The 26,682-nt window shown below is 68.6% G+C and carries 21 protein-coding genes and 1 pseudogene; 11 read left to right on the forward strand and 11 right to left on the reverse strand.

Annotation, left to right across the window (positions count from 1 at the left end):
* Positions 1-196: 196 nt before the first annotated feature.
* Positions 197-1,408 (reverse strand): MFS transporter, encoded by a 1,212-nt coding sequence (locus tag AAW51_RS18005; RefSeq protein WP_047195701.1) that lies wholly within the window; start codon positions 1,406-1,408, stop codon positions 197-199.
* A gap of 111 nt (positions 1,409-1,519) precedes the next feature.
* Between AAW51_RS18005 and AAW51_RS18010 the strand changes: the two genes are divergently transcribed.
* The 6 genes from AAW51_RS18010 to opgC all read left to right on the forward strand — a co-directional run bounded on the left by AAW51_RS18010 (position 1,520) and on the right by opgC (position 7,786).
* Positions 1,520-2,575, forward strand: coding sequence for an AraC family transcriptional regulator (locus AAW51_RS18010; RefSeq protein ID WP_047195702.1), 1,056 nt, complete (start codon positions 1,520-1,522; stop codon positions 2,573-2,575).
* A 546-nt stretch (positions 2,576-3,121) separates the two neighbouring features.
* Complete coding sequence (locus AAW51_RS31370; RefSeq protein WP_083438396.1) at positions 3,122-3,490, forward strand: tlde1 domain-containing protein; 369 nt, start codon at positions 3,122-3,124, stop codon at positions 3,488-3,490.
* Positions 3,490-3,942: a hypothetical protein gene (locus tag AAW51_RS18015; protein ID WP_083438397.1), complete on the forward strand. Its 453-nt coding sequence runs from the start codon at positions 3,490-3,492 to the stop codon at positions 3,940-3,942. Before AAW51_RS31370 ends, AAW51_RS18015 begins: the two co-directional genes overlap by 1 nt.
* A 295-nt stretch (positions 3,943-4,237) precedes the next feature.
* The gene (locus AAW51_RS18020; protein ID WP_047195704.1) at positions 4,238-5,548 is read left to right on the forward strand and encodes an Hsp70 family protein; all 1,311 of its coding nucleotides are present in this window, start codon (positions 4,238-4,240) and stop codon (positions 5,546-5,548) included.
* A 140-nt stretch (positions 5,549-5,688) separates the two neighbouring features.
* A complete protein-coding gene (locus tag AAW51_RS18025) occupies positions 5,689-6,456 on the forward strand; it encodes a ProQ/FINO family protein (RefSeq protein ID WP_047195705.1) in 768 nt (255 codons plus the stop codon).
* A gap of 166 nt (positions 6,457-6,622) precedes the next feature.
* On the forward strand, positions 6,623-7,786 hold the full coding sequence (gene opgC / locus AAW51_RS18030; RefSeq protein WP_047195706.1) for an OpgC domain-containing protein: 1,164 nt from the start codon (positions 6,623-6,625) through the stop codon (positions 7,784-7,786).
* Here the strand turns inward: opgC and AAW51_RS18035 are convergent.
* The 3 genes from AAW51_RS18035 to AAW51_RS18045 form a co-directional block, all read right to left on the reverse strand.
* Positions 7,764-8,606, reverse strand: a complete 843-nt coding sequence (locus AAW51_RS18035; protein ID WP_238947626.1) for an SGNH/GDSL hydrolase family protein — start codon at positions 8,604-8,606, stop codon at positions 7,764-7,766. The genes opgC and AAW51_RS18035 overlap by 23 nt on opposite strands.
* Positions 8,603-8,962, reverse strand: a complete 360-nt coding sequence (locus AAW51_RS18040; RefSeq protein WP_047195707.1) for a hypothetical protein — start codon at positions 8,960-8,962, stop codon at positions 8,603-8,605. Before AAW51_RS18040 ends, AAW51_RS18035 begins: the two co-directional genes overlap by 4 nt.
* Before the next feature lie 165 nt (positions 8,963-9,127).
* Entirely contained in the window at positions 9,128-9,577 is a 450-nt protein-coding gene (locus tag AAW51_RS18045) for a VOC family protein (RefSeq protein WP_047195708.1), read from the reverse strand.
* A 156-nt stretch (positions 9,578-9,733) separates the two neighbouring features.
* Here AAW51_RS18045 and AAW51_RS18050 point away from each other — a divergent pair, with 156 nt between their 5' ends.
* From AAW51_RS18050 to AAW51_RS31380, 3 genes and pseudogenes are all read left to right on the forward strand, one after another.
* Positions 9,734-10,012, forward strand: coding sequence for a GNAT family N-acetyltransferase (locus AAW51_RS18050; RefSeq protein WP_047195709.1), 279 nt, complete (start codon positions 9,734-9,736; stop codon positions 10,010-10,012).
* A gap of 93 nt (positions 10,013-10,105) precedes the next feature.
* Positions 10,106-10,369: pseudogene (locus tag AAW51_RS31375) on the forward strand (PPC domain-containing DNA-binding protein); the annotation flags it as partial.
* A 117-nt stretch (positions 10,370-10,486) separates the two neighbouring features.
* Positions 10,487-11,074: a DUF924 family protein gene (locus tag AAW51_RS31380; protein WP_053014028.1), complete on the forward strand. Its 588-nt coding sequence runs from the start codon at positions 10,487-10,489 to the stop codon at positions 11,072-11,074.
* 19 nt (positions 11,075-11,093) lie between these two features.
* Here the strand turns inward: AAW51_RS31380 and AAW51_RS18060 are convergent, their stop codons facing one another.
* From AAW51_RS18060 to AAW51_RS28330, 3 genes are all read right to left on the reverse strand, one after another.
* Positions 11,094-12,815, reverse strand: coding sequence for a long-chain fatty acid--CoA ligase (locus tag AAW51_RS18060; RefSeq protein ID WP_047195710.1), 1,722 nt, complete (start codon positions 12,813-12,815; stop codon positions 11,094-11,096).
* A 69-nt stretch (positions 12,816-12,884) separates the two neighbouring features.
* Entirely contained in the window at positions 12,885-15,137 is a 2,253-nt protein-coding gene (locus tag AAW51_RS18065) for an ATP-binding protein (protein WP_053013710.1), read from the reverse strand.
* On the reverse strand, positions 15,138-16,646 hold the full coding sequence (locus tag AAW51_RS28330) for a serine/threonine protein kinase (protein ID WP_053013712.1): 1,509 nt from the start codon (positions 16,644-16,646) through the stop codon (positions 15,138-15,140).
* Positions 16,647-17,011: 365 nt separating this feature from the next.
* On the opposite strand from AAW51_RS28330, the gene AAW51_RS28335 reads away from it, so the two are divergent.
* Positions 17,012-18,103: a porin gene (locus tag AAW51_RS28335; protein ID WP_053013714.1), complete on the forward strand. Its 1,092-nt coding sequence runs from the start codon at positions 17,012-17,014 to the stop codon at positions 18,101-18,103.
* A gap of 278 nt (positions 18,104-18,381) precedes the next feature.
* Here the strand turns inward: AAW51_RS28335 and AAW51_RS18080 are convergent, their stop codons facing one another.
* The gene (locus AAW51_RS18080) at positions 18,382-19,638 is read right to left on the reverse strand and encodes an EAL domain-containing protein (RefSeq protein ID WP_238947627.1); all 1,257 of its coding nucleotides are present in this window, start codon (positions 19,636-19,638) and stop codon (positions 18,382-18,384) included.
* A gap of 153 nt (positions 19,639-19,791) precedes the next feature.
* On the opposite strand from AAW51_RS18080, the gene rarD reads away from it, so the two are divergent.
* The gene (rarD, locus tag AAW51_RS18085) at positions 19,792-20,676 is read left to right on the forward strand and encodes an EamA family transporter RarD (RefSeq protein WP_047195711.1); all 885 of its coding nucleotides are present in this window, start codon (positions 19,792-19,794) and stop codon (positions 20,674-20,676) included.
* A gap of 30 nt (positions 20,677-20,706) precedes the next feature.
* Here rarD and AAW51_RS18090 read toward each other — a convergent pair whose 3' ends face one another.
* The 3 genes from AAW51_RS18090 to AAW51_RS18100 all read right to left on the reverse strand — a co-directional run bounded on the left by AAW51_RS18090 (position 20,707) and on the right by AAW51_RS18100 (position 26,550).
* Complete coding sequence (locus AAW51_RS18090; protein ID WP_047195712.1) at positions 20,707-21,528, reverse strand: TIGR00266 family protein; 822 nt, start codon at positions 21,526-21,528, stop codon at positions 20,707-20,709.
* A 147-nt stretch (positions 21,529-21,675) separates the two neighbouring features.
* Entirely contained in the window at positions 21,676-24,288 is a 2,613-nt protein-coding gene (gene cphA, locus AAW51_RS18095) for a cyanophycin synthetase (protein WP_047195713.1), read from the reverse strand.
* Positions 24,289-24,342: 54 nt separating this feature from the next.
* A complete protein-coding gene (locus tag AAW51_RS18100; protein WP_083438399.1) occupies positions 24,343-26,550 on the reverse strand; it encodes a cyanophycin synthetase in 2,208 nt (735 codons plus the stop codon).
* Positions 26,551-26,682 lie beyond the last annotated feature (132 nt).

Here is a 26,682-nt window from a genome sequence, read left to right on the forward strand (position 1 = left end):
CACGTCATCCCGGCAAATGGCAGCGGTTCATCTGAACCCGTCGCTGCCTTTGCCCGTTCGGTCACCCTGGCGGCTCGTGCTGGCTGCGGCCTGAGCGACCGTCACGGCAAGCGTCTTTCGCAGGCGCTCACGCCTCAGGCAACGACTCGAACGCTTCAAGCCGAAGCCGCACCCACTCTTTGAACGCGTCGCGTCTTCAGAGAGCCCGGTGCTCCGGGCGCGGACCATAACGCAAGGTGAGCAGCGTGCCCAGCGCCAACGCAACGACGGCAAAGGCAGGCCCGCCGAGCGCCCCGATGTGGTCGACCAGCAAACCCCCGCCGATGGCACCACTCGCAATGGCAATCTGGAATGCCGCGACCAGCAAGCCGCCCGCGCCTTCGGCCTGGTCTGGCGCGACGCGGATGATCCAGGTCTGGAACCCGACCGGGAAGGCGCCGAAGGCGAAGCCCCACAGGGTGACGGCGACGGCCGTGACGACGGCAGAGCTGCCCGCCAGCAACAAGCTCGCCGCGAGCCCGACAATCAGCACACCACCGAAGACGATGGCAAGACGCTCACTGCGTTCGGCGATCATGCCGCCGGCGAAGTTGCCGAAGAAGCCGCCGATGCCGTAGCCAAGCAGGATGGCCGAGATGGCGCCGACAGACAGCCGCGTGACGTCTTCCATCAGGGGGCGGATGTAGGTGAAGCCCGCGAAGTGGCCCGAGATGACGAGCAGCACCGCTAGCAGCGCGACGCGCACGCCAGGCCGCGCGATCAGCTCGGCCAGCACCCGCAGGTCCGGGTTGTCGCGCGGCGGCAGCGCCGGCAGCGTGAAGAGTTGTGCGGCGAGCGTGAGCACGCTGACCGCGCCGGCGGCGACGAAGGCGCTGCGCCAGCCCCACAGTTCGCCCATCCAGGCGCCGACGGGGGCAGCACAGACGGTAGCGACGGAGACACCCGTGAGAATGACAGACATCGCGCGCGCGAAGAGCCCCTCCGGCACCAGGCGCATCGTGAGCGCGGCCGCCATGGACCAGAAGCCCCCCAGCGCAATGCCCAGCATCACGCGCGCCAAGAGCAGCACAGGGAGGCTGCCCGCGATGGCCGCCAGCGCGTTCGAGAGCACCAGCAGCACGGTGAGGGCGAGCGAGACCGCCTTGCGGTCGTAGCGGCGGGTGAGCAGCGGAATGGACGGCGCGGCGACCGCGGCGACCAGCGCCGTCACGGTCACGGCCTGGCCCGCGGCGCCGGCGGAGACGTCGAGGTCGGTGGCCATCGCGGTGAGCAGACTGGCGGGCAGAAACTCGGCCGTCACGAGCGCGAACACGCCCAACGCCAGCGAGGCCACGGCAGGCCAGCGTGCGGGCGTAGGGGCATGTGCGAGGGGGGTGCAAGGCGCGCCGGACAGAGCAGCGGCACCCATGTCGAGGGCATCGGGGCAGGAAGCGGAGGACACGTTGGATGTAGCGTGGTGGTGGGACGAGTCCGCAGCTTAGGGATAAGATCTCGGCGTTTCCATGCCGGAAAAGCCAGAATGCTTGACCGTTTGTCCAAGCCTTCGCGCCTCGACACCTCCGATCCGCCCGGGGCGCGGGACACACTCACCAGGATCTTGCTGGGCCTGCGTCTCGAAGGCGTGGAGTACGGCCGCTGCCTGCTGCGCCCACCGTGGGCCGTTGCCTTTCCGGCACAGCGTTCGGCGCGTTTCCACTTCGTCGCGCGCGGGGGCGGCTGGCTGCGCACGCAGGCGGCGGACTGGGTGCGTCTGAATGCAGGTGACGCGGTGCTGCTGCCGCGCGGCAGCTTCCACGTGCTCGCGAGTGCGCCCGACGTGCCGGCCGTGGACATCCACTCGCTCGCTCACGTCTCGCTATCGGACAACATCTACCTGGTACAGGGCGATGCCCCGGCCGGTGACTCAGCCGACAAAGCACGCGATACAGCGCCGCCCGACGTGTTGTTCTGCGGCTCTCTGCGTTTCAACCTGGACCCGCTGCATCCTCTGATGGCGATGATGCCGGAGGTGATGCGAGCAGGTGACCTGGCGCAGCGCGATCCCACCGTGCCAGCCCTGCTGGAGGCGATGGAGCGCGAAGTCGCGCTCGACCGCCTCGGTGCCTGCGGGATCCTCGCACGGCTGGCGGACGTCCTCGCGGCCAGCATCATCCGCGCGTGGGTGGAGTGCGGCTGCAGCGACTCGACCGGCTGGATCGCGGCCCTGCGCTGCCCGAAGGTCGGAAAGGTGCTCGCCGCCATCCACGCGGAGCCCGAACGGGACTGGACCGTCCCGATGCTGGCCGAGCTGATGAGCGCGTCGCGCTCGAGCTTTGCGGAGGCCTTCACGCGCACCGTCGGCGAGAGCCCGGCGAAATACGTGGCGAAGGTCAAGATGTTCCAGGCGCGGCGCTGGATCACGCAGGACGGCATGCGCATCGCCGCGGTCGCCAACAGGCTCGGCTATGACTCGGAAGCGTCGTTCAGCCGCGCCTTCAAGCGCATCATCGGGCAGCCGCCGAGCGCAGCGCGCGCCGAGCATGTGCAGGCGCGCGGTACCGTTCGGGTGCAGGATGGGCGCCGGGAACTCGCCTAAAGGTTCAGGTACTTGATGGCGGCAGCATCGGGTCGACCGCATGCTGGCCGCACCCAGCTGGCCTCGCCTTGGCGATGCCGACGCAGGACCATGCGCTCAACCTTGTGCAGTTCTATGCCCTGTAGCTGAGCCAGCGGTGTCAGCCAACACTTCCGCGGGTTTTCCATAGAGTTCGGACTACGGAGGACGCGAAGACCAGCCTAAGCATGAGTTCATGCGCTTGAACTCGTGCTTGCTCAGGCCGCGCCAACTGAATCGGTCGGCTCGGCCGGCTAGTTGGGTGACTGGACCTGAGTGGATGGCATTCAGCCGCGGGCACTCGCGGAAATGATGTCAGGAGATGTCTCTGCGGGGCGGGCACGCAACGCTGCGTCGCTGCACTGGACTTGTTGCCGGTCGTTGTTGACAGGGACGAAGGCGGCGCCCCCCAACCGGGTGGCGATAACTACACGCAGTTACTCCCCCGCGCGCTACATTCCCGCTCGGGTAATGCTTTTTCGGGGACAGGAAGCGGCACGTCCATAACCAAACAGGAAGGAATGTCTGATGGTCTGGCAATATGAGGTGACAGCGAGAAAGCTGTATCGGGACAACCAACTTATCGCGTCTGGCCCTGGTGTATACGCTGGCCGCGGTCTCCACAAGAATAAGCCGACCTCTGAACACATTCAGGATTGGGGGCCCATTCCTCGTGGAAGGTGGCGGATCGACGGCACTAGCAATAGCAAAGGGCCGGTCACGATCATCCTGAACCCCGCGCCGGGAACGTACACATATGGACGGACAGCTTTCCGAATTCACGGCGACAGCGTTGGTGATCCCGGGAACGTGTCGCACGGCTGCATCATCGTGGGCCGCCCCGTCCGCGACATGATTGTCGCCTCAGGCGATAGAGACCTTGAGGTGGTTTGGTGATGGGCAAATCGACAGCCGCGCTCGCCCTCGCCTTGGCAGGTTTTGGCCTGCTTCAGAATGCACTTGCCGAGCCAGCAGAGAAGATTCCCCCTTGCTATGGACCCAAGAGGTGGGCCACGCAGATCGCACTCGATCAAATGGTTGAGGCAGGTCTCATTCGTGATGTTGCCTCCATTTATCGCGAGGGCGACACCCCGTACTTTTTAAAGACGAAGCTTCTAGAATCAAAGAAGATCGGGGAATACACGAGCCCCGGCTATCCGCCAGAAAGCATTTACCGGCAGATCCAGCAGTTTGTGGTAAAGACCAAGGAGGGGCAATCGTATGAGGTGCTGACCATCAGCGAAGCGTCCCCTAAAGAGTGTTCCATGGCAAGTCTGGCAACCGTGGTCCTCTCCCCCGAGTTTCGGATATTGAACACCGGAAAATCCGTCTTAGACAAAAAGAAATAGGCACAGGGGGTTGACCGAATATGGTGCCTAAGCACTTTGCGGGCAGCACGCCGGTGATGGCGACACGCCCGCTGTACAGCAGGACTCCCCCTTCGTGTCCACTCACGGGCGACGGCAGCGCGAAGGAACGACAAGAAACAATCCAAAAACAACAGTCAACAGCTGACTTTCCTGACGTGCTCCAAGGACGTTCTCCACCACCGGTGCGCCCCCGTTCCCGATGGCCCTAGAATCCGCCCCCCCTCCTTCTGCTCTACAGCGTCCGCCTGCGCCCGCCGGCGACGCCCTCCCTGCCATGCCCTCACCCGACTACTGCGCCATCGACTTCGGCACGTCCAACTCGGCGATCGCCATCGCAGCCGACACGGCCGGCCACCGGCTGGTCGCCGTCGAGGGAGAGCATCGGACCATGCCCACGGCCGTGTTCTATTTCGCCGACGCCGACGACGCGCCACCCGACGTGCCCGCGCCACCGCGCGCCTTCGGCCGCGCCGCAGTCGCGGCCTATGTCGACGGCTACGAAGGCCGGCTGATGCGCTCGATGAAGTCGGTGCTCGGCTCCAGTCTGGTCGACCAGACCACCGACGTCGGCGGTGGCCGCGCGGTGAAATACCTGGACGTCATCACCGGCTACCTGCAGCATTTGAAAGCCAAGGCGGAAGCCGAAGCCGGCACGACACTGCGGCGCGCCGTGCTGGGCCGCCCGGTGTTTTTCGTCGACGACGACGCGCAACGCGATGCCCAGGCGCAAGCGGCGCTCGAAGCGGCCGCACGCGCGGTGGGCTTCCAGGACATCAGTTTCCAGTACGAGCCGATCGCGGCCGCCTTCGACTACGAACAGCAGACGCAACACGAGGAACTGGTGCTGGTGGCCGACATCGGCGGTGGCACCTCCGACTTTTCGGTGGTGCGCGTGGGGCCGGAGCGCGCCCGGCGCATCGAGCGCAAGGACGACATCCTCGCCAACCACGGCGTGCACGTGGCCGGCACCGACTTCGACCGGCGCGTCGAGTTGGCCAGCCTGCTGCCGGCCCTGGGCTACGGCTCGCGCGGCAAGGCGGCCGGCGGCCAGCCGGGACGCGAAGTGCCGAGCGCGGTGTACTTCGACCTCGCCACCTGGCATTTGATCAACACCGTCTACCAGCCGGCGCGCATCGCCGAACTGCAATCGATGGCCGGCTTCTACGGCGTGCCGCTGTTTCACCGCCGGCTGATGCACGTCGTGCGTGAGCGGCTCGGCCACGAACTGGCCGCGCGCGCCGAGGCGGCCAAGATCGCCGTGGCCGCCGGCGGAGCGCACCGGGTGCAGCTCGACATGGTGGAATTGGGGCTGGCCATGGACGTCGACGAACTGCAGGCCGAGCGGGCCATCGCCGACGACCTGCAGCGTATCGTGGCCACCGCGCACGAGACGGTGCGTGCCGCCGGCGTGCCGTCCGAGCGCATCGACGCCCTTTATTTCACGGGCGGCTCGACCGGCTTGCGCTTGCTGACCGACCGGCTGGCCGCCGCTTTCCCGGCAGCGCGGGCCGTGCGCGGCGACGGTTTTGCGAGCGTCGCCACGGGACTGGGTCTCGACGCGGCACGACGTTTCAGCACCGCCTGACGCACGCGCCAGCCGGCAGGGCGGACACACCGGTGGGCGCCGCTGACAGTAGTGCCCCCTGGCAATCCCCGGGCTCCGCGTGTGCGCGGGACGCTCAGGGGCTTCACAATACGCACCGCAACAGAAACCAGACACACCGGATGAACCCGCAAGACAAGCCTGCCGCCCCCTCCGACGAGGCCATGACCGTCTCCGCCTGCGCGGCGCTGCTGCGGGAGCGCTTCCCAGCCCTTTTCGGGGGCAAACCCAAGCCGCTGAAACTGCGAGTGCAAGTGGATATCCAGGAGCGCACGCCCGGCGTGTTCCCGAAACAGGTGCTGTCGGCCTTTTTGCGCCGCTACACGATGAGCGACGGCTATTTGCGCGCCGTGGCCGCAGGCACCCACCGCTACGACCTCGACGGCGAGGCGGTCGCCGAACTGAGCGAAGAACACCGCAAGCTGGCGCAGGAAACCCTGAGCCAGCGCCGCTCCCAGGGCGACGCCAAGCGCGCCCAGGAACAGGCACAGCGCAACTTCCGCGCCTCGGTGTTGAAAGACTACGAAACCACGACGTTGACGCGCGAGAACTTCTGCGTGCTCAAGGGTGTCGACGCGGCGCAGCTCGACGAGTTGCTGGAGGTGGCACGGCGCGAACGCGACGAGCGCCAGCAATACGTGTCGGAACTGGTCAAAGGTTTCCAGGCCAGCGGCAAAAACGTCGCCGACTACGCCAACGAAAAGCGCATGCACCCGGTGCAACTCGAGCGCCTGCTGCGCGAAGGCGGTGTGCGCTTCGGTCCGCCGCGGCATGACCGCGGGCCCGGCCCGGGTCCGCGCCGCAACGAAGGCCCGGGCGGCGGGCGCCGCGACGAGCGGGGCCAGGGCGGGCACCGGCAGGACAGCGACCGCCCGCGTCCGAAGCGCTGACCGCTGGGCCCCCGCGCATCTCAGCTTCCGAACCGGCGCACCGTGACGGTGCAGCCTTGTCAGACGGGCAGGAAGTGGGGTGTCAGAGACCCTGTTTCGGGCACAGCTGCTGCCGCTCTACTCCCGTACCCCGGCGCTTTCCGCCGGGACAGCGGGAGCGGCGAGCATGTCACGACGGTGGGAACTGGATGCGTTGCGCGGGCTGATGCTGGTCCTGATGACGCTCACCCATCTGCCGACACGGTTTTCCTATCCGCTCGGTCACACCTTCGGCTTCGTGTCGGCGGCCGAGGGTTTTGTGCTGCTGTCGGGCTTCATGGCGGGCGCCGTCTACACCCGCCGCGCACGACAAGGCGGCTGGCAGGCCATGCGGCAGGCCTATTGGCAGCGCGCCCGGCTCATCTACGCATGCCACCTGGGGCTGCTCTTGGCGCTGTTGCTGGTCTACGCGCCCTGGGCCGCCGCGCGCGGGCAGGCCGACCTGACCCAATTGACCGCCTATTTCACCAGCCACCCGTGGGCCGCCACCGCCAGCGCCGCCGCGCTGTTGTGGCAACCGGCCCTGCTGGACATCCTGCCGATGTACGTGATCTTCATGCTGTTGAGCCCGCTGCTGGTGCAGCAGGGCCAACGGCACGGCTGGGGGTGGGTGTTGGGCGCCAGCGTTCTGGTCTGGGGGCTGGCGCAGTTCGACGTGGGCGCCCGGCTCTATGACGCCGCCGCTGGCGCCACCGGTCTTACGCTGGCACGCGAGGAGACCGGCTCGTTCGTCGTGCTGGGGTGGCAGTTCCTCTGGGTGCTGGGCCTGTGGCTGGGCAGCGCACAGGCGAACGGGGAACGGCCGGTCGGTGCGTTCCCGACCTGGATGGTCCATGCGGCGCTCGGCATTGCGGTGGTTTGTCTGGTCTGGCGACACCTCGTCGGCCACGACCCGTTCGGCACCGACATGTCGCTCAACGCGCTGTTCGACAAATGGCATCTCGGGCCGCTGCGCGTGCTCAACCTGTTCGCGCTGCTGGTGGTGGTGCTGCACTTTGGCCCCGCACTGGTGCGCGGCCAACGCCCCCGGCTGGCCTATTTCGAAACCCTGGGGCGGGCCTCGCTGAGCGTGTTCTGCGTGCACCTGCTGGTGGTGCTGCTGGCGTTGACGCTGTTCGGCGGCAACCCGCAGCGGCATTCGATCTGGATCGACCTGGCCCTGCTGGGCGGCTGTTTCACCGTGCTGTGGTGCACGGCTCGCTGGGCCGGGCGCCCGCCGTCGTCGGGCGCCCGCCTTGGGCCCCGGCCAGCGGCGGCGGCGCTGCGCGTCAGCGCAGGTGCGCCTCGATGATGCGCTTCCACAGGCCGTAGCCGTCCTGGTTCAGGTGCAGCGCGTCGGGGCCGAACAGCTCCTCCCGCGGTTCACCGTCGGCGCCGAGCATCGGCGTGTAGACGTCGATGTAGGCCAGCCCTGGCACGCTGCCGGTGTAGCGTTCGATCATCTCGTTGGTCTGCCGCGCCAGCGGCATCAGGCCGCGCCGCGACGGGCTGGGCTTGATCGAGACATAGGCAATGCGCACGGCCGGCAGTTCTCGACGCACGCTGCGCACGAACTCGGCGAAGCTGTCGAGCACTTCATCCGGCGTGCGGCCTTGTGCCAGGTCGTTGTCGCCCGCGTAAACCACCACCAGACGCGGCCGGTAGCGTGTCACCAGCCGGTCGGCATGCTCGGCGCAGTCGCGCAAGGTCGAGCCGCCAAAGCCGCGCTTCAACACCACCGGCGGCAGTTCGAACTGCTGCTCGAGGTCGCTCCACAGCCGGATCGACGAACTGCCGACGAACACCACGCCACCCGGCGGCGGAGGGGTGGTTTTGTCGGCCTGCTCGAAGGCGGCAAAACTGTCCGCCCAGGGCGACGTCGAAACCGGGGCCGCGGCCACCGCCGGGGTCGCGGGCACTTCGCGCGCAGCAGCCTCTGGTTGGGCCGCCACCAGCCCGCTGCACACCAGGCTCACCGCGGTGACGGCATGTCGCCACCATCGGGTTCGCAGGGGGTCGAGCGCGACCCGCCCAAAAGCGGGATTTGGAACCGGCGTCAGCTCGACGCCGGGGTGCGCCGACAGGGGTGCGCGGTCGCTGCCTTCCGTCCAGGCGGTTGCCGCGCCGCTCACAGAGGTGCTGGCAGCAGTTTGAGGCCGAGCCAGGCGGCGCCCAGCATGGCATTGACCGGCAGCGAGATCGCCGACGGCACGAAAAACAGGCTGGCGAGCCAGCCGCCCCCGGCCGATTGCTCCACCAGCGCGCCGGCCATGAAGGCGCCCAGGCCGACCACCAGCCAGCGCTTCATGTAGGTCGGCAACCAGCGCGCCTGTTCCTGGTTGTGGCGCCAGGCGGCAGCCCGTTCGAAGACGTTGCCGCGGCCGACGTCGCGAAACAACCAGGCGAAAAACCAGTAGCGGTAGAGCAAGGTGCGCAGCGGCAAAGGCGCTCCGCGCCGCGCGCTCGGGGATGTCGTGACCTCTCTCATCAATGCCTCCATCAACACGCCTCGCAGCGTCGAGCGGTGCAGGCCGGGCGGGAGGGGCCGCTTGCAGGCCAGACGACGGCCCGCGGCTGCCCACACTCGGCGCGCCGTGGGAGTTGGAGGCAGTCAAGGCCGCAACGTTCCGTTGTGGAAGAGAACCGGCGCGGTTCAGCCAGCGCCGTGCGCGTGGTCGTGCGCTGCGCCGTGACCGGCGCCGTCCAGGCTCTCGTCCCAGAAGGTGGCTTCGATCTTGTGACCGTCGAGATCGCGGATGAAACAGCCGTAATACGCTGCACCGTAGTCGGGCCGCGGCCCCGGCCCGCCGTCATCGCGCCCGCCCTGGGCCAGCGCGGCCTCGTGAAAGGCGCGCACCTGTTCGCGGCTGTCGGCGACGAAACCGAAATGCACGCCGTTGGCGGTGGCCGCCGGGTGCCCGTCGATCGGCTGCTGAACCCAGAACTCGGGGTACAGGCGGCCAAAGGCCACCGCCTCGGGGAACTCCATCAGCTTGCGGCAGCCGAGCGTGGCGAGCACGTGCTCGTAAAACTGCACCGCGCGCCCGAACTGGTTGGTGCCGATCGACACGTGGGACAGCATGCTGGGGTTTTCAGTCGTCATAAATCCTCCCTGTCGGCATGTCAGGCTTGGCATGCCATGATGGCCCTTCTGCCCTGTCGCCCCGCGCCAGCGCACGCTCGGGCCCGCTGTGATGTGGTTCGGCGCCTCCCCTTCGGGTGTCAGGGGTTCGTGGTCCCACTTCTACACGACACATCCATGACCGTGCAAGTGATACATCGTCCCGAAGCGCAACGCTTTGAAGCCACTGTCGACGGCAAGCTGAGCGTCGCCGACTACCGTTTGAGCGAAGGCGTGATGCACATGACCCACACCGCGGTGCCGGCGGCCTTGGAAGGTCGCGGCATTGCGGCCGCGCTGGTGCGCGAGGCATTCGCGCATGCGCAGGCGCATGGGCTCAAGATCAATCCGCTGTGCTCTTACGTGCGGCAGTACGTGCAGCGCCATCCCGAAACGCAGCCGCTGTTGGCGGATTGAACGCTCGACCGGCCTCGCCGGTCAGGGCTTCGGACGCCGCCGCGCCCCGGTACCATCGGGCCGCCTTTGCCCTTCCCCACGTCCAGCACGCCGATGTACACCCTGCCCTTGCGCCTGCCGCCCGGTGCCGACCTGCGCGCCGCTTTGGAACGCCACGCCCACGATCACGACCTGTCGGCCGCCCAGGTGGTCGGCGGGGTGGGCAGCTTGTCGGAGGCTCAGGTGCGCTACGCGGGGGCGGCGACACCCACCGGCTTGTCGGGCCCCTTCGAGCTGCTCGGCCTGTCGGGCACCCTGTCGCCGCAAGGCGCCCACCTGCATCTGACGCTGGCCGATGCGCAGGGCCGGGTGATCGGCGGGCATCTGTGCGCCGGGTGCACGGTGCGCACGACGGTCGAGGTGCTGCTGCTGGTGCTGCCCGAACACCGCTACCACCGTGAGCCGGACGCGGCGACCGGCTACCTGGAGCTGGTGCTGCGCCCCGGCGCAGAGGCGCAGGAGGTGCTCGATTTCTGGTTCGATCGGCCGGACGGCCCCGAGCACGGCGCGCCGCGCAGCCTGTGGTTTCGCAAGGACGCCGCGGTCGACGCCGAGATCGCCCGTCGCTTCGGCCCGCGCGTCGAAGCGGCCCTGGCAGGCGGCCTGCGCGACTGGGAAGCCACGCCCGAGGGCACGCTGGCCCGTTTGCTGTTGCTCGACCAGTTCACCCGCAACATCTACCGCGACACGCCGCGCGCCTTCGCCGGCGACGCCCAGGCCCTGGCGCTGGCGCGCCGGCTGGTGCGCACGGGTGACCACCTGGGCCTGCCGCCGTTGCAGCGCTGGTTCGCCTACATGCCCTTCGAGCATGCCGAGGACCTCGAGGCCCAGGACGAAAGCGTGCGGCTGTTCAGCGCGCTGGCCGAAACGGCCGGGCTGCCCCCCGACGCGCTCGACTACGCGCACCGACACCGCGAGGTGGTGCTGCGCTTCGGCCGCTTCCCACACCGCAACGAGGTACTGGGCCGTGCGTCCAGCGAGGCCGAGCTGGCATTCCTGCGCCAACCCGGCTCGCGTTTCTGAAGCGGCGCGCCAGCCGGCGTCAGGCGGCGGCCGCCACCCGCTGGTTTTCCTGGTCCTGCAGCAGCCGCCACATCACCTTGCCGGAGCCCGACTTGGGCAAGGCGTCGACGAACTCGACCGAGCGCGGGTATTTGTAGGCCGCCATGTTCTCGCGCGCCCAGGCCACGATCTGCTCTTCGCTGGTCTTGCCCTTGGCGTGCTGCTTCAGCACGATGACCGCCTTCACGCTCTCGCCCCGATAGGCATCGCGCGAGGCGATGATGCAGGCCTCCTGCACGTCGGGGTGCTGGTACAGCAGGGCCTCGACCTCGGCCGGCCAGACCTTGAAGCCGCTCGCGTTGATCATGCGCTTGAGGCGGTCGGTGAGGAAGAAATAGCCGTCTTCGTCCATGCGCCCCAGGTCGCCCGAGCGGAAGAACCGCTTGCCGTCGATGTCGACGAACGCCGCCTGGGTGGCCTCAGGCTGGCGCCAATAGCCTTTGAACACCATCGGGCCGTGGATCAGGATCTCGCCCACCTCGCCGGGCGGCAGTTCTTCCAGCGTGACCGGGTCCACCACACGCGCGTCGACGCCGAAGATCGGCATGCCCAGGCATTGCAGCTTGGGGCGCTCCGGCGGGTTGGCGTGCGAAGGCGCGGCCGTCTCGGTCAGGCCGTAACCTTCGGCGAACAGCAGGCCGTATTGCTGGTGCAGCCGCTCGGCGACCGCCTGCGGCATCGCCGCACCGCCGCCGCTCAGATAGCGCAGGCTGCTGAGGTCGAACCGGGCCATGTTGGGGCTGCCGAGCAAGTCGATGATCATCGTCGGGATGCAGGTCCAGTGCGTGACCTTGTAGCGAGAGATCCACTGCCCCGCCAGCTCGCGGTCCCAGCGCGGCATGATGACCACCGTGGCGCCGCTGTAGATCGGGCTGAGCAGGCAGTACTGCATGCCGGTGATGTGGAACATCGGCACCACCCCCAAGGTCACCGTCTCGGCGCTGCCATGCCCCCACTGGCCCCCGCCGATGGTGTTGTGCATGATGGTGCGGTGGGTGTGCATGCAGCCCTTGGGCAAGCCGGTGGTGCCCGAGGTGTAGGGCATCACGGCCAGGTCGTCGGCTTGTGCCGTCGCGGGCCCGGGCACCCGCCGCTCGGCCAGCGCATCGGCCCAGCGCGTCGCCCAGGCCGGCAACGGCGGGTCAGACCGCAGCCATGCTTCCATCGCAGCGGGCGGCGCCTCCGCCGGCGTGTCGAACTGCTCCGGCATCGCGTCGGCGTAGCGGGTCACGACGAGGTGCTCAAGGCGCTGGGATTCCGGCAGTTCGGCGTTGGCCGCCTCCACGTGGGCGGCAAGATCTGCGCTGCAGATCGCGACCTTGGCCTCCGGGTCGCTGATGTAGTGCTTGAACTCTTCGGCACGGTTCATCGGGTTCACCGGCACCACCACCGCGTCGGCGCGCAACACCGCGTAGAACGCCACCATGTACTGTGGACAGTTCTGCAGGTAGACCAGCACCCGGTCACCCCGCCGGACCCCGCGCTGCTGCAACCAGCCCGCCAACGCCTCGGCCTGGCGGTGCAGTTCGAGAAACGTCAGCTCGCGACCGAAGAACAACGCCGCCGGCTTGCGGGGGTAGCGGCGGGCCGACACCTCGAGGTTGAACCACAGCGACGTCTCGGGCACCACCAGTTCGCGCGGCAGGCGCTTGGGCCAGAACTTGATGTGCGGACGGTCGGGGGTGGGGGCTGCTGCTTCCAAGGTCTTTTCCTTTCTTGCCGTGAGGATCGACCTTAAGCCCGGCCCGCGACCGAGAACACGGGGCAAACGCTAGCCGGGTGTCACCCGCGCGACAGCAGGGGCCGGCGGGCCCGTCGGGTTCGGCGGCTCCGTCTCGGTCGCGGCTGCCGGCGCGGCGGGCCGCCCGGTGTGCCAGCGCAGCAGTACATGCTCGAGTTGTTCCAATGTGAACGGTTTGCCCAGGAAGTCGTCCATGCCGGCGGCCCGACCGCGTTCGCGGATGTCGGGTTCAGGGTTGCCGGAGACCGCGACGATCGGCGTGCGCACCGCTTTCCGCTGCGCCTCGGCCTGGCGCAGCCGCTGGGTTGCCTCGAGTCCGTCCATGCCCGGCATCTGCACGTCCATCAGCACCACATCGAAGCTCTGCTCGGCGTAGCGCCGCAGGGCTTCCTGTCCGTCGCCGGCAATCACCACCTGCAGCCCCAGCCGCTCCAGCATGGCTTGCGTCATCACCTGGTTGACCGGGTTGTCCTCGACCAGCAGCACCCGCCCGGTCAGCAGGATGGCGGTCGCCGCCCGCGCGGGCGCAGGCGCCTCGGGACCGGCGTTACGACGCAGATGAGCAGCCCACTGCACCCCTTCGTACAGCGCGCGTGGGCGCACCGGCTTGCTGAGCACGAACACGCCGTCGAGCGCGACATGTGTGCTGTCGCGCGACAGCGCCTGCATCAGCAGCACCGGCAGCCCGGCCTCGCTCACCATCTGCTCGAGCCGCTCGCGCCCGCACGAGCCGAGCAGCCGCTCGTCCAGCAGCACCGCGCCGATGCCGAGGTCGCGGGCGCTTTGCAACTCGGCCGCGGTCGGCGGCAGCGCCTTCAGCTCGACCGCCACGGCACTGCCCCGCAACAGCGATTCGACGTGCTGGACCAAACGGTGCTGGTTGGCCACCAGCAGCAGCCGGGTCGGTGCCAGCGGCGGCAAGGCCGGCTCCGCCGGTTCGCCGCTGACCTGCAAAGGCACCGACAGCGTGAAGCACGAGCCCTGCCCCGGGGCGCTCTCAGCCTGGATCTCGCCCCCCATCAGCTCGGCCAGCTCGCGGCACAGCGCAAGGCCGAGGCCGGCCCCGCCGACCCGGCGTGAGCCCGAGGCATCGGCCTGCGCGAAGGCGCCGAACAGCCGGGGCAATTGGGCCGGGTCGATGCCGATCCCGGTGTCTCGCACCTCGATGCGCAAACGCATCACCTCGCCCGGCCCCCGTGGCCCATGGGACCCGTCCACCGCAAGGTGCACGTGCACGCCGCCGTAAGGCGTGAACTTGACGGCGTTGGAAATCAGGTGGCCGAGGACCTGGCGCAAGCGCGTCGGGTCGCCCAGCACCGTGACGGGGACCTCGGGCATCGCGCTGCAGGTCAGCTCCAGCCCCTTCTCGTGTGCGGCGCCGGCAAACAGATCGAGCGCGTCGAACACCAGCGCGCGCGGGCTGATCGGCACTGGCTCGAGTTGCAGCCCGCCGCCCTCGAGGCGGGTGTAGTCGAGCACGTCGTTGACCAGCGCCATCAGCGAATCGAGGCTCTGGCGCTGCATCGACACCAGCTGCTGTTGCCGCGCGTCGAGCCGGGTGCCACGCAGCAGCTCGGTAGCGCCCAGGATGCCGTTGATCGGTGTGCGCAGTTCGTGGCTGATGTTGGACAGGAAATTGGCCTTCACCTGCGATGCCCACCAGGCTTCGTCGCGCGACCGCTGCAGCTCCGACAACGTGTGTCGCAGCTCGCGCTGCAGATCGCTGCGCAGCTTGAGGGAAAAGCCGACGAACACGCCATAGAGCAGCAGCGAGCCCCCCATCGAGACCAGGTGGTGCAGTCGCGGCGCCGAGCTGAGCAGAGGCGGCGGCAGCCAGCCGTTGCGCTCGGCGCCCCACATGAACACGAACACGCCTCCCACCAGCGCCCCGAGCAACAGCCCGCCGCGGATCGAGCCGGCCAGCATCCACAACCAGGGCAGCACGATCATCCACCACAAGGTGGGCGCGGACAGTCCCCCCTGGAGCCACATCTTGTGCGACAGCGCCACGCACAGGGTCAAGGCGATGCCGGCCATGCCCTGGTCGGGACGGTTGGAGACGCGGACATGCCACGCCAGTGCGCCGACGACGAGGAGCGTCGCGGCGTCCATCCACGCCAGCCGCGCTGGGCCCTTGATCAGGAAGAACGACAGGAACAGCAGGCTGGCGACGAGCGTGAGCGTCGCCGCGAGCCAGAACATGCGCGCCTGCATGCGCCGCGCGAGTTCGTCGGCCACGTGCAGTTCGCCACGCGACGCGTCGGGTTGGTCACGACGCTCCACTCAGAGCGCCCCGCGCGGCGACCGCCGCCAAGATCCTGCGGGCTGCCGGCAAGGGGCGGTCGACGTGATCGAGCCCGCACCTGAGCCGTCTCGAGCAGCACCGACGCGCTGCTCCTGTGGCCCCCGAGCGGAGCATGCAGCGTCTTCGCTTGCCGGCCGATGGGCGGTGCGCGACAACGCCGCGGCCGCTTCGTGCGGCCCCACCAGCCCCGGGTCGACCGGCGGTGGCTCGGACCCGGCAGGTTGTACGGCTGGGGCGCGCGACGAGCCGGTGTGCGCGGAGTCGTCGCGCTCCCCGCCCCACCACCAGGCGCCGATGAGCAGCAAGGCAGCGGCACCGAAGGCGACCGCCGCCGTGAGCCGGGGCGAGCGCCGGGGCCGGAGCGGCGGGCGGGTCGCGATCCGTCCCGGCGGCCGGGTGACCGGACGCTTGGGACGACGCGGCCGGGGCGCCTGCGGCACGGTGGGGCCGAAAGCGTCGTTGGTCGGCGTCTGCGGTTTGATGCGTGCGGGGGCACGCGGAGCGCGAGCCGGCGCGGCGGCGGCCACCCGCCCGTCGAGCGCAGCACGGAACTCCGCCACGCTCTGAGGCCGGTCCTGAGGACGCACCGCCATCGCCCAGTCGATGGTCTTCAGCAGCGTATCGCCGTAGCGACGATGGGGATAGGCGCTCGACAGGTGACGCGCCACCTCGCGCGCCGGCTTCAGTTGATCTTGCAAGGCACGCGCCACCGACGGCATCGGCGCCTCGTGGCTCAGGCAGTAATGCACCACCGCCGCCAGCGCGTACAAGTCGGTCCACGGCCCCTGCTTCAGGTGGCTCGCGTCGGCGTATTGCTCGATCGGCGCGAACGAGGGCTTCAGGATCGCCGTGAGGTTCTGCGTGCGGTCGGCGATGACCCGGCGCGCGGCGCCGAAATCGAGCAGCACAGGCTGACCGTTTTCGAGCAGCAGGATGTTGTCGGGGGCGATGTCACGGTGATAGCAGGAATGCGCGTGCATCTCCTCCAGGGCGCCCAGCAGCGGCATCAACAGCGCCCGCAGCCAGGCCTCCGTCGGCGGTCCGATCATCTCGCGGCACGCCGCCTGAAGCGTGACGCCCTTGTAGTAGGGCATCACCATGTAGGCGGTGTTGTTCGCTTCCCAGAAGCGGTAGACCTTCACCAGCGACGGATGGTCGAAACGCGCCAGCAGCTTGGCCTCGTTGACGAAGGATCGCAAACCGGTGGCAAAGGTCTGCGCATGGGAGCGCGAGCGTGTGCGCAGCACCACACGCTTGTTGCTCGAGCGCGCGGCGAGCGACGCGGGCAAATATTCCTTGATCGCCACCTGGCGTTCCAGGATCACGTCGAAGGCGAGATAGACAATGGCGAAGCCGCCCATGCCCAGCACCCTCAGGATCTGGAACTCGCCCAGCCGGGTCCCGGACGGCAGTGCGTCCTGGTGGCTGAGCGTCGGCGCGGCGGCCTGAGCCGGCCCGTGAGCCGGCGGCAACGGCGAGGCAGGCATGCGGAGGGTCTCGCTCGGATGTCGAGGCCGAAGCTTAGCGCAGCGCGTGGCGGCAGCCGCGGCAACCCGCTGCCGGATCAGCTCACAGCGCCCGACCGACAGCAGATCCGACGTATGTGACGCAGACATGTCGATCACAGGGGCAACGTCGCACAAACGCGACGCATCTCGCTGTCGCGCCAGCAAGGCGCGCGATAACCGTCACGCAAGTGGTTGTTTTGCCGAACCTTTCCCAACCATTGCAGATCCCGCAATACGGCATTGCGTTTCGGAGTGTCCTCTCGTATCAGGGTCAACCCTATCCTTCGCAGCACTTTCTCTCGCCGCCCTGTGTGGCGCTTTCCATAAACCACAGGAGATACTCCATGGCAATCAAACAAGTCGCATTGGCAGCGATGGCTTTTGTGGCGGGCGCTTCCGCCAACGCCCAGACCTCTGGCGTGACGCTGTACGGTGTGGCCGATGCCTTCGTGCAATACACCGACGCCGACGATTCCGTCACCCGTCTGCAGTCCGGCGGCCTGAACGGCTCGCGTCTGGGTCTGCGCGGGGTGGAAGACCTCGGTGGTGGTCTGCGCGCGGTGTTCACGATTGAGCACGGTTTCAGCATCGACAATGGCGGCGTCGGCCAGTCCGAGGTGTTCTGGGGCCGCCAGGCCTTCGTCGGTCTCGCCGGCAACTTCGGTCAGGTGACGCTGGGCCGTCAGTACAGCAGCATCTATCCCGCTACCAATGACTTCAGCGCCTTCACCAGCGGCTCCTACGGTCCGAGCACGGGCGTGATCGGTGGCTTCGGCGGTTATGAGCCGGTGCGCGGCACCGGCGGTACTGCCGCCACTGCAGGCACTGTATCGGGCACCGGCCTCGGCGGTCCGATCCGCATCAACAACTCCGTGAAGTACGAAACGCCGTCGCTGGGCGGCCTCAAGATCGGCGCGTTGTGGGGCATGGGCGAAGCTGCCGACAGCGCAACCGACACCCGCGTGGCCGACATCTACGCTCGCTACTCGGCCGGCCCGATCGACGCCATCGTGTCGTTCGTGGACGACCGTATCGAAGCCACCGACGTCCAGCACCGCACCATCACCGCGGCTGCCACCTACAGCTTCGGCGCCTTCCGCTTGCTGGGCGGCTACCTGAAGCTGGACGACCGCGGCGCGACCGATGTCGACGGCGACGGCTGGTGGCTCGGCGGCGAGTTCAAGTTCGGCCCGAGCACTCTCCGCGCTCAATACGTCGCGAACAACCCGGACCAGGGCGACAACGACAGCCAGGCCTTCGGCGTGGGGTACCAGTACGACCTGTCCAAGCGCACCGCGCTGTACACGGCAGTGACGCACTTCAAGAACGACGGCACGATTCGCTACAACAGCAGCGTGCCCGGCGGCATCGTTCCGACTGGCGCGACCGGTGAGAACATCAACGAGTTCGCGGTCGGCGTCCGCCACTCCTTCTAAGTTAGTGTGAGCGTGCCGGGCCCCGCAGCGGCGAGTGGGGTACGGCACGGTTGAAAGGTTGAACAAGAGGTTCCGACCTCCTTTGGGGTCTGGGTTCCAGGAGCGCAAGCTCCGCGGCACCCAGGCCCTGTTTTTATGGGCGATCGATTTTGGTGTCGATGCCCCGAGGGCCGGCTCGACCCTGCTCGACGCGCCCTCACGCGCCTGGTGCGCACGCGTTCCCCCGCGCCACTGCGCCGGTACACCGGCCTGCGGCGTCAGCACCGCGCGGCGCCGCCTCACTCGCCCTCCCACGAGATATCGCCCCCCAACACCAGTACCTGCCCTCGGCAGCGCAGGCTGACCGACGCCGTGACGCAAAGACGGGCTCCGTGCACCGTCAAGTAAGGACGCGTCACTTGCACACGGCCGAAATTCTCGAGCGCCCGGCGGAAGTAAGGCCGCTTCGCCCAGCGTGCCTGGCGAGCATCGGCCAACGGTGCGAATCGCGCACCCAATTGCCCCTCGAACCGGGCCGAGGTCACGTTGTGTCCCACTTGCAGTCCGCGCTCGTCGAGCAGGTAGCACAGCTCGGCGGCGGGCAACGCGAGAAAGGGCCGGCAAGCCTCCTCGACCGAACGCCCAGTGGCGACCCATCCCGCCGCGTTGCCCAAGGCGTGCAGATACGGTGCCAAGCGCTCCTGATAGCAACGCTCGGCCCGCACATGCTGCTCGTCGAAACGCTGCCATACGGCCTCGAGCGGGTCGAGCGGGCCCTCGATGTCGCACAGGTCGGGCGCAGGCCGGCCGAACAGATACCCCTGGACGAAATCGACGTCCGACTCGAGCGCGAGGTAGCCCTCGTCCAGGGTTTCGATGCCTTCACACACCACCAGCGCGCCGCATTCATGCAGCAGCGAGACCATCTGTGCGACCACGCGCGCCACGCGCGGCTCCTGCGCCGCCCGCCGCACCACACTGCGATCGAGCTTGACGATCTCGGGCCGGATGTTCCAGACGCGGTCGAAGTTGGAATGGCCCGCGCCAAAGTCATCCAACGCCAGCAAACACCCGAGTTCACGCGCGAGCGCCACCGCCTGGCCGAAACGTTCGTCTTCGCCGATGGCCTCTTCGGTGACCTCCAGCACGATGTCGCTGGGCTTCAGGCCTGTTTCTTCCGACAAATGATTGAAGAAGGCACGCGTGCCGCGCTGCGGCCCCCGTGCGAACACCGCCGGGTGCACGTTGACGAACAACCAGTGGTCGCCCCGTCGTTGGCTGGCGAAGTTGTTCGCATGCAACCACCGGCACACGCGGTCGACCTCCAGCAACTCACCGAGCGCCGCGGCCGAGGCCAGCACCTGCAACGGCGACACCGGGTTCCCCGCCCCGTCCTGGGCGCGTAGCAAGGCCTCGTGGCCGACCGCCCGACGGTGCGACAGGCTGTAGATGGGCTGGAAATGCGTGCTGAACCGCAGATCGCCCCGCACGGTCGTCCAGCGTTGCCCGTCGCGCTCCAGCGCCGGCAACCCGAACTTCACATCGGTGGCATCCATACAGCCTGCCTTCCTCGAGTTGGACATCTGTCCCGCCCGTTGTCAGCCTAGCAGTCGGCATGCCGGGCCGGCACGGCCGCTGCCACTGCCACTGCCACAATAGCCACCACCCCGCCCACACACCTCCACGCACCTAAATCGCAGCCCCAGTCGATGACCCCCGGCATCACCTACGCCGCCCTCGCCTACACGCTCTGGGGCCTGTTCCCGCTTTACTTCAAGTCGCTCCAGGGGGTGGCCTCCGGCGAGGTGGTGGCGCACCGCATCATCTGGTCGCTCGCCTTTGTGCTCGGCGTGCTGACCGTCCGCCGGCAATGGGGATGGCTGAGCCAGGCGGCCCGACAACCACGCCTGGTCGGGGCGTTTGCACTCAGCGGCTTGCTGTTGTCGGGCAACTGGTTCGTCTACATCTGGGCGGTGCAGCACGACCGAGTGGTCGACGCCAGCCTCGGCTACTTCATCACGCCGCTGGTCAACGTGTTGATGGGCTACGCCGTGCTACACGAACGGCTGCGGCGCGGGCAGTGGGCCGCCGTGCTGCTGGCCGCCTCGGGCGTCGCCTGGTTGACCTGGCAAGCCGGCACGCTGCCCTGGATCGGGCTGATCCTGGCCGGCACGTTCGCCACCTATGGGCTGCTGCGCAAGGTGGCGGTGCTCGGGCCGCTCGAAGGCCTCGCGCTCGAGACGCTGCTGCTGTTTCCCCTCGCGCTGCTGGCGATGGCCTGGTGGGTCTCGAACGGCCAAGGCAGCTTCGCCGGTGCGACGCCGGGCCTGCAGGCACTGCTGGTCCTGGCGGGCCCGGTGACCGCCGTGCCCTTGCTGCTGTTTGCCGCCGGAGCACGCCGCATCACGCTGGCCACGCTGGGGCTGCTGCAGTACATCGGCCCCACGCTGCAACTGCTGCTGGGGGTCTGGCTCTACCGCGAGCCTTTTGCGCCCGCCACGGCGGCGGGCTATGCGACGATCTGGGCCGCGCTGGCCGTCTACTCGGCCGAAGGCTGGCTGCACAGCCGCCGCCCTGCCGCGGCGGCGGGTTGACGGCGGGCGCCGGCGCCCGCCGCCGCAACATCAGTCGTCGTCACCGCCGCCCAACACGCCGCCGAGCAGACCGCCCACGCCGAGGCCGCCGAGCAGCGAGCCTTCTTCACGGCCGCCGCCGCCCATGTTCTGCGGTGCCGCGGCAAACACGCGCGAGGCGAGACGCGAGAACGGCAGCGACTGCAACCAGACCGTGCCGGGGCCGCTGACCTTGGCGAAGAACAGGCCCTCGCCGCCGAACAACGCCGTCTTGATCTTGCCGACGTACTGGATCTCGAAGTTCACACTGGGGGTCAGCGCGACCAGGCAGCCGGTGTCGACCATCAACGTCTGCCCAGGCTGCAGCTCGCGCCGCACCACGGTGCCGCCGGCATGCACGAACGCCAGGCCGTCACCTTCGAGCTTCTGCATGATGAAGCCTTCACCGCCGAAGAACCCGACCGACAGCTTTTGTTGGAAGGCGATGCCCAGCGACACGCCACGCGCCGCGCACAGGAACGAGTCCTTCTGGCACAGCAAGGTGCCGCCGAGCTGGCGCAGATCCATCGGCATGATCTTGCCCGGATAGGGCGCGGCGAAGGCGACCCGCTGCTTGCCCTGCACCTGGTTGGTGTAGACCGTCGTGAACAGCGACTCCCCGGTGATCAGCCGCTTGCCGGCGCCCAGCAGCTTGCCGAAGAAGCCGCCCTGCTGCTGCGAGCCGTCGCCGAACACCGTGTCCATGCTGATGCCGGCGTCCATGAACATGAGGCTGCCCGCCTCCCCCACTGCCGCTTCGCCGGGATCGAGTTCGATCTCGACGAACTGCATCTCGGAGCCCTTGATTTCGAAGTCCACCACGTCCATCGCCATGATCCGATTCCTTTCCGACCAGAAGAGTTTTGACGGCGAAATGGTAGCGGAGCGCGGACGCCGTGGTGGACCCGCCCGCCCTTGGATGTCCAGGCGGCGCACAGATGAAAAAAAAGCCGGCCCGAAGGCCGGCCGAGGCACCCCGGGTCAGGCCGCTTCGCAGGCGGACGCCGACGGCATGGCCACCGCCTGCTCGCGGCAGCGCTGTGCAATGTGCGCCAGCGCCTCGTCGATCTGGTCGATCAGGATCAGACAGAGGTCGCCGGGCGCGAGCCGTGCCAGCGCGGCGTCGATGGCGGCGAACTCACCGCGGATCTCGACCACGTGACGGGTGCGCCGCGCCTTGGCCAGTCCCTCACGCAGCAGCGCCAGCACTTCGCCGTCGGCGCGCCCGCGTTGGCATTGGTCCTGGTACAGCACCACCTCGTCGAAGGCGTCGCCGAGGATCTCGGTTTGCTGGCGGATGTCCTCGTCGCGCCGGTCGCCGGCACCGCTGATCACCACCGAGCGGCGGCGTGCCGGCATGCTCTCGACGGCCTTGCTCAGCGCCGCGATCGCATCGGGGTTGTGGCCGTAGTCGGCGATCAGCGTCGCGCCACCGTAGTCGAACACGTTGAAGCGCCCGGGTGCGTTGTCGGCGTCGTTGACGAAGCTGCGCAGGCCACGTGCGATGGTGTCCCAATCGAGGTCCAGCGCCCAGGCGGCCGCCACCGCCGCCATCGCATTCTCGACCTGGAAGCCGATGCTGCCGCCGCGCGTCAACGGCACCTGCGACAGCGGAATGCGGTGCTGGCGCCGGCCTTCGGCGGCGACGATCGCGCCGCCTTCGACATACACCACCCGGCCGCCTTGCGCACGATGAGCGGCCATCACCGGCACATGGCGGTCGGCCGCGAAGAAAGTCACCCGACCCGGGCAGCCATGTGCCATTTCGGCCACGATGGGGTCGGCTGCGTTGAGCACGGCCATGCCGTCGGGCGCGACGTTCTGCACCACCACCCGCTTGAGCACCGCCAGGTCTTCCACCGTGGTGATGTAGTTCAGGCCCAGGTGGTCGCCCTGGCCGATGTTGGTGACCACGGCGACCTGGCAGCGGTCGAAGGCCAGGCCTTCGCGCAGGATGCCGCCGCGTGCGGTCTCGAACACGGCGGCGTCGACGTCGGGGTGCATCAGCACGTTGCGGGCGCTGCGCGGGCCGCTGCAGTCGCCGGTGTCGATGCGCTGGCCGGCGATGTAGACACCGTCGGTGTTGGTCATGCCTACGCGCTTGCCCGAACAGCCCAGCAGATGGGCCGCCAGACGCACCGTCGTGGTCTTGCCATTGGTGCCGGTCACCGCGACGACCGGGATGCGGCCGTCGTCGCCCGGCTCGAACATGTCGGCGACGATGGCCTCGCCGACACCGCGGCCCTTGCCGTAGGACGGGCTCAAATGCATGCGCAGGCCCGGCGCCGCGTTGACTTCGACGACACCGCCCTGCTGCTCTTCGAGCGGCTTGTGCACCGTCTCGCACACCACGTCCACGCCGCAGATGTCGAGCCCGATCATCTGCGCCGCGGCGATGGCGCGCTCGGCGACTTCGGGGTGTACGTCGTCGGTGACGTCGGTGGCCGTGCCACCGGTGCTCAGGTTGGCGTTGTTGCGCAACACGACTCGCTTGCCCTTGGCCGGCACGCTGTCGGGCGTGTAGCCCTGCACCGCCAAACGGGCCAGCGCGATGTCGTCCAGACGCATGCGCGTCAGCGAGGTCGCATGGCCGTCACCGCGGCGCGGGTCCTGGTTGACCTGGTCGACCAGCTGACGGATGGTGTGGCGCCCGTCGCCGATCACATGCGGCGGGTCGCGGCGTGCCGCGGCCACCAGCTTGTCGCCCACCACCAGCAGTCGGAAGTCGTGGCCGGGGATAAAACGCTCGACCATCACGTCGGAGCTGATCTCGTGCGCCGCCGCATAGGCGAGCAGCAAGTGATCGCGTGTCACGATGTTGACCGTGACACCCTTGCCCTGGTTGCCGTCACGCGGCTTCACCACCACCGGCAGGCCGACCTCGCACGCCGCGGCCCAGGCGTCTTCGGCATCGCTGACCGGCCGGCCGAGCGGCACCGGCACACCGGCGGCCAGCAGCAGCTTCTTGGTCAGTTCCTTGTCTTGCGCGATCGATTCGGCAATCGCGCTGGTGCGGTCCATCTCGGCCGCCTGGATGCGGCGCTGCCGGCTGCCCCAGCCGAACTGCACCAGGCTGCCACGCGTCAGACGGCGATAGGGAATGCCGCGCGCCACGGCCGCCTGCACGATCGAGCCGGTGCTCGGGCCCAGGCGCTCGTCCTCGTCCAGCTCGCGCAGTTGCGCGAGCGCAGCGGCGAGGTCGAACGGCGTGTCGTCGAGCGCGGCCTGACACAGCGATTGCGCCAGTTCGAAGGCGAGCCGGCCCACCGCCTCTTCGGTGTATTCGACCACCACCTGGAACACGCCCGGCTCGGGCGTGCGCACCGTGCGACTGAAGCTCACCGCGCAGCCGGCCTGGGCCTGCAGGCGCAGCGCCGCGAGTTCCAACGCTTCGGCCATCGTCACCGGGGGATGGCGCCGGCCGCTGGGCTGCAGCTCGCCGATCTCGGGGAAGCGCGCCCGCAGCCGCACCTCGAACCCGGGCAAGCGATCCAGCGCGCACTCGGCTTCGCTGCAGGTCACGACCGCTTCGATCGCCACACGGCGACTCCAGAGGTTGGGGCCTCGCAGTGCCCGGATGCGTGATACGTCCATGAAGTCTCTTTCTGGATATGAAAACTACGTTCGGCGTCGCAACCAGGGCGGCGCTCAGCTGGCGTGCGGATGCGCGCCGCGCGGCCCCGCGTCGAGCGAGGTGACGTGGTCGGGGTCGAAGGTGCTCGCGCCGGCGCGGATCAGCTCCGGCGACAGGCCCAGCGCGCACGCGGCTCCCACGGCGGCCAGCAGGCTTTCGGCGGCGACCGGCGAGCGGGCGTCGTGGGCCAACGGAAAACTCGCCAGCGCCCCGAGCACATGCTCGTCGTCGCCTTCGGCGATCACCACCTGCCCTGCGCGGAGGAACACCACCCGACCGCCCTGCGCCCGGTGCTCCACCAGCGCCGGCAGCTCGGGATCGAGGCCGTAGAACAGCACCTCACCGTCGCACAACGGCGCCATCTCGGCCACCAGCGGATCGTCGGCATTCAACACCGCCGTGCCCTCGGGCAACACCACGTCCACCTGGGTGCGCAACACGTTGTACACCTGCTGCGGTTCGTGCACATGGAAACCAGCCAGCGCATCGGCGCCGCTGACGTCGGTCACCACACCGACCAGGCAGCGATCGTAGGCCAGGCCATGCGCGAGGATCTCCACCGCGCCATTCTCGATCACCGCCGCTTCGACGCTACGGTTCATCAGCACCCGTTGGCCGGCTGCCCAGTCGGCGCTCGGGCGGCTGTCGACGCGCCGGCGGTCGAGGTAGAGGCCGTCGCTGCAGGCCAGGCCCACATAGCGGCCGTTCAGCTGCAGCAGCCACGACACCAGCCGGGCGATCACGGCCGTGCCGCTGGTGCCGGCAATGCCGACCACCGGGATGCGGCCGCTCTGGCTTTCGGGGAACAGATGGTCGACGATGGCCCGGCCCACCGGCCGCGGCGGGCTGTCCACCGGCTTCAGATGCATCAGCAGACCGGGGCCGGCGTTGACTTCGACGATCGCACCGTGCTGCGGCCCGAGCGGCTGCGAGATGTCTTGCGCGACCAGATCGATGCCCGCGATGTCGAGCCCGACGATACGCGCGGCCAGCGTGGCGGCCGCGGCCACCTCCGGGTGCACCTGGTCGGTCACGTCGAAGGCGACATTGCCGTTGCGCTGAACCAGCACGCGCTGCTCGGCCGCGGGCACCGAGTCGGGCTGCAGGCCCTGGCGTGCGAGTTCGAGTGCGACCGCCGGCTCTTCGTCGATCAGGATCGGGTTGAGCGGGAAGTCTTCGGTGAGGCCACGACGCGGGTCGGTGTTGAGCTGGCGGTCGATCAGCTCGACCACCGTGGACCGGCCGTCGCCCACCACCCAGGCAGCCTCGCCCCGCGCGGCCGCCACCACCTTGTTGCCGACCACCAGCAAACGGTGCTCGTTGCCCGGCACGAAACGCTCGACGATCACCTCGCTGCCTTCGCGTTCGGCCACACCGAAGGCGGCTTCGACATCCTCGCGGGCCGACAGCTCGATCGAAACGCCGCGGCCGTGGTTGGCATCCGACGGCTTCACGACCACCGGCACGCCGATGTCTTCAGCCGCGTCCCAGGCATCTTGTGCATCGCTCACCACCCGGCCTTCGGGCACCGGCACACCGCAGGACGCCAGCAGCGTCTTGGTCAGGTCCTTGTCGCTCGACACGCTTTCGGCGATCGCGCTGGTGCGGTCGGTCTCGGCGGTCCAGATGCGGCGCTGCTGCACGCCATAGCCGAGTTGCACCAGGTTGCCTTCGGTCAGCCGGATCGAGGGAATGCCGCGGTCGGCAGCCGCGTCGACGATGCAGGCGGTGCTCGGGCCCAGGCACAACGAGTCGACCATCGCACGCAGGCCGGCCAGCGTGGCCGGCAGGTCATACGGCCGGCCGTCCATCGCGGCCAGCACGAGTTCACGCGCGGCCGCCAGGCAGGCCCGGCCGACCTGCTCGTTGCGGGCGCGGAAGGCGACTTTGTACACCCCCCGCTGCCCGGTCTCGCGGGCCTTGCCGAAGCCGGCCTGGCTACCGGCCAGGTTCTGCAGCTCGATCGCGACATGCTCGAGGATGTGCGCCGGCCAGGTGCCCTCCTTCAGCCGCTGCAGAAAACCGCCGCGCTCGCCGATACCGCAGCGATGCTCGACCAACGACGGCAACCAGGCCACCAGGCGCTCGGGAAAACCCGGAATCTTGTTGGACGGGAAGTCTTCGAGCTCACCGATGTCCACCCAGGCTTCCAGCACCGGCCGGTAGGTCCAGAGGTTGGGCCCGTTCAGGTAGGCCACTCGGAGGATCTTGATATCTTTCATGGGTGCGTTCAGCGTGGCCCCGGCCGCGGCAAGGCGGGGCCTGTCAAGTTGGTGGTCGGAATCAGTGAAATTGCGAAACGTTCACGACTCGGGCGAGTCGTGATGGCGAAAGTTGCACGATGTTGTCAACCG

Origin of the sequence: Caldimonas brevitalea (assembly GCF_001017435.1) — a bacterium.
Lineage (GTDB): Bacteria > Pseudomonadota > Gammaproteobacteria > Burkholderiales > Burkholderiaceae_C > Caldimonas > Caldimonas brevitalea.

Coding starts and splice junctions, on each gene's coding strand:
- AAW51_RS18050 (WP_047195709.1), top strand. CDS start 9,734: ATGACCGTGCAAGTGATACATCGTCCCGAAGCGCAACGCTTTGAAGCC.
- opgC (WP_047195706.1), top strand. CDS start 6,623: ATGTCACGACGGTGGGAACTGGATGCGTTGCGCGGGCTGATGCTGGTC.
- rarD (WP_047195711.1), top strand. CDS start 19,792: ATGACCCCCGGCATCACCTACGCCGCCCTCGCCTACACGCTCTGGGGC.
- AAW51_RS28335 (WP_053013714.1), top strand. CDS start 17,012: ATGGCAATCAAACAAGTCGCATTGGCAGCGATGGCTTTTGTGGCGGGC.
- cphA (WP_047195713.1), bottom strand. CDS start 24,288: ATGGACGTATCACGCATCCGGGCACTGCGAGGCCCCAACCTCTGGAGT.
- AAW51_RS18015 (WP_083438397.1), top strand. CDS start 3,490: ATGGGCAAATCGACAGCCGCGCTCGCCCTCGCCTTGGCAGGTTTTGGC.
- AAW51_RS18010 (WP_047195702.1), top strand. CDS start 1,520: ATGCTTGACCGTTTGTCCAAGCCTTCGCGCCTCGACACCTCCGATCCG.
- AAW51_RS18100 (WP_083438399.1), bottom strand. CDS start 26,550: ATGAAAGATATCAAGATCCTCCGAGTGGCCTACCTGAACGGGCCCAAC.
- AAW51_RS18040 (WP_047195707.1), bottom strand. CDS start 8,962: ATGAGAGAGGTCACGACATCCCCGAGCGCGCGGCGCGGAGCGCCTTTG.
- AAW51_RS18020 (WP_047195704.1), top strand. CDS start 4,238: ATGCCCTCACCCGACTACTGCGCCATCGACTTCGGCACGTCCAACTCG.
- AAW51_RS28330 (WP_053013712.1), bottom strand. CDS start 16,646: ATGCCTGCCTCGCCGTTGCCGCCGGCTCACGGGCCGGCTCAGGCCGCC.
- AAW51_RS18090 (WP_047195712.1), bottom strand. CDS start 21,528: ATGGCGATGGACGTGGTGGACTTCGAAATCAAGGGCTCCGAGATGCAG.
- AAW51_RS18025 (WP_047195705.1), top strand. CDS start 5,689: ATGAACCCGCAAGACAAGCCTGCCGCCCCCTCCGACGAGGCCATGACC.
- AAW51_RS18080 (WP_238947627.1), bottom strand. CDS start 19,638: ATGGATGCCACCGATGTGAAGTTCGGGTTGCCGGCGCTGGAGCGCGAC.
- AAW51_RS18045 (WP_047195708.1), bottom strand. CDS start 9,577: ATGACGACTGAAAACCCCAGCATGCTGTCCCACGTGTCGATCGGCACC.
- AAW51_RS18005 (WP_047195701.1), bottom strand. CDS start 1,408: ATGGGTGCCGCTGCTCTGTCCGGCGCGCCTTGCACCCCCCTCGCACAT.
- AAW51_RS31370 (WP_083438396.1), top strand. CDS start 3,122: ATGGTCTGGCAATATGAGGTGACAGCGAGAAAGCTGTATCGGGACAAC.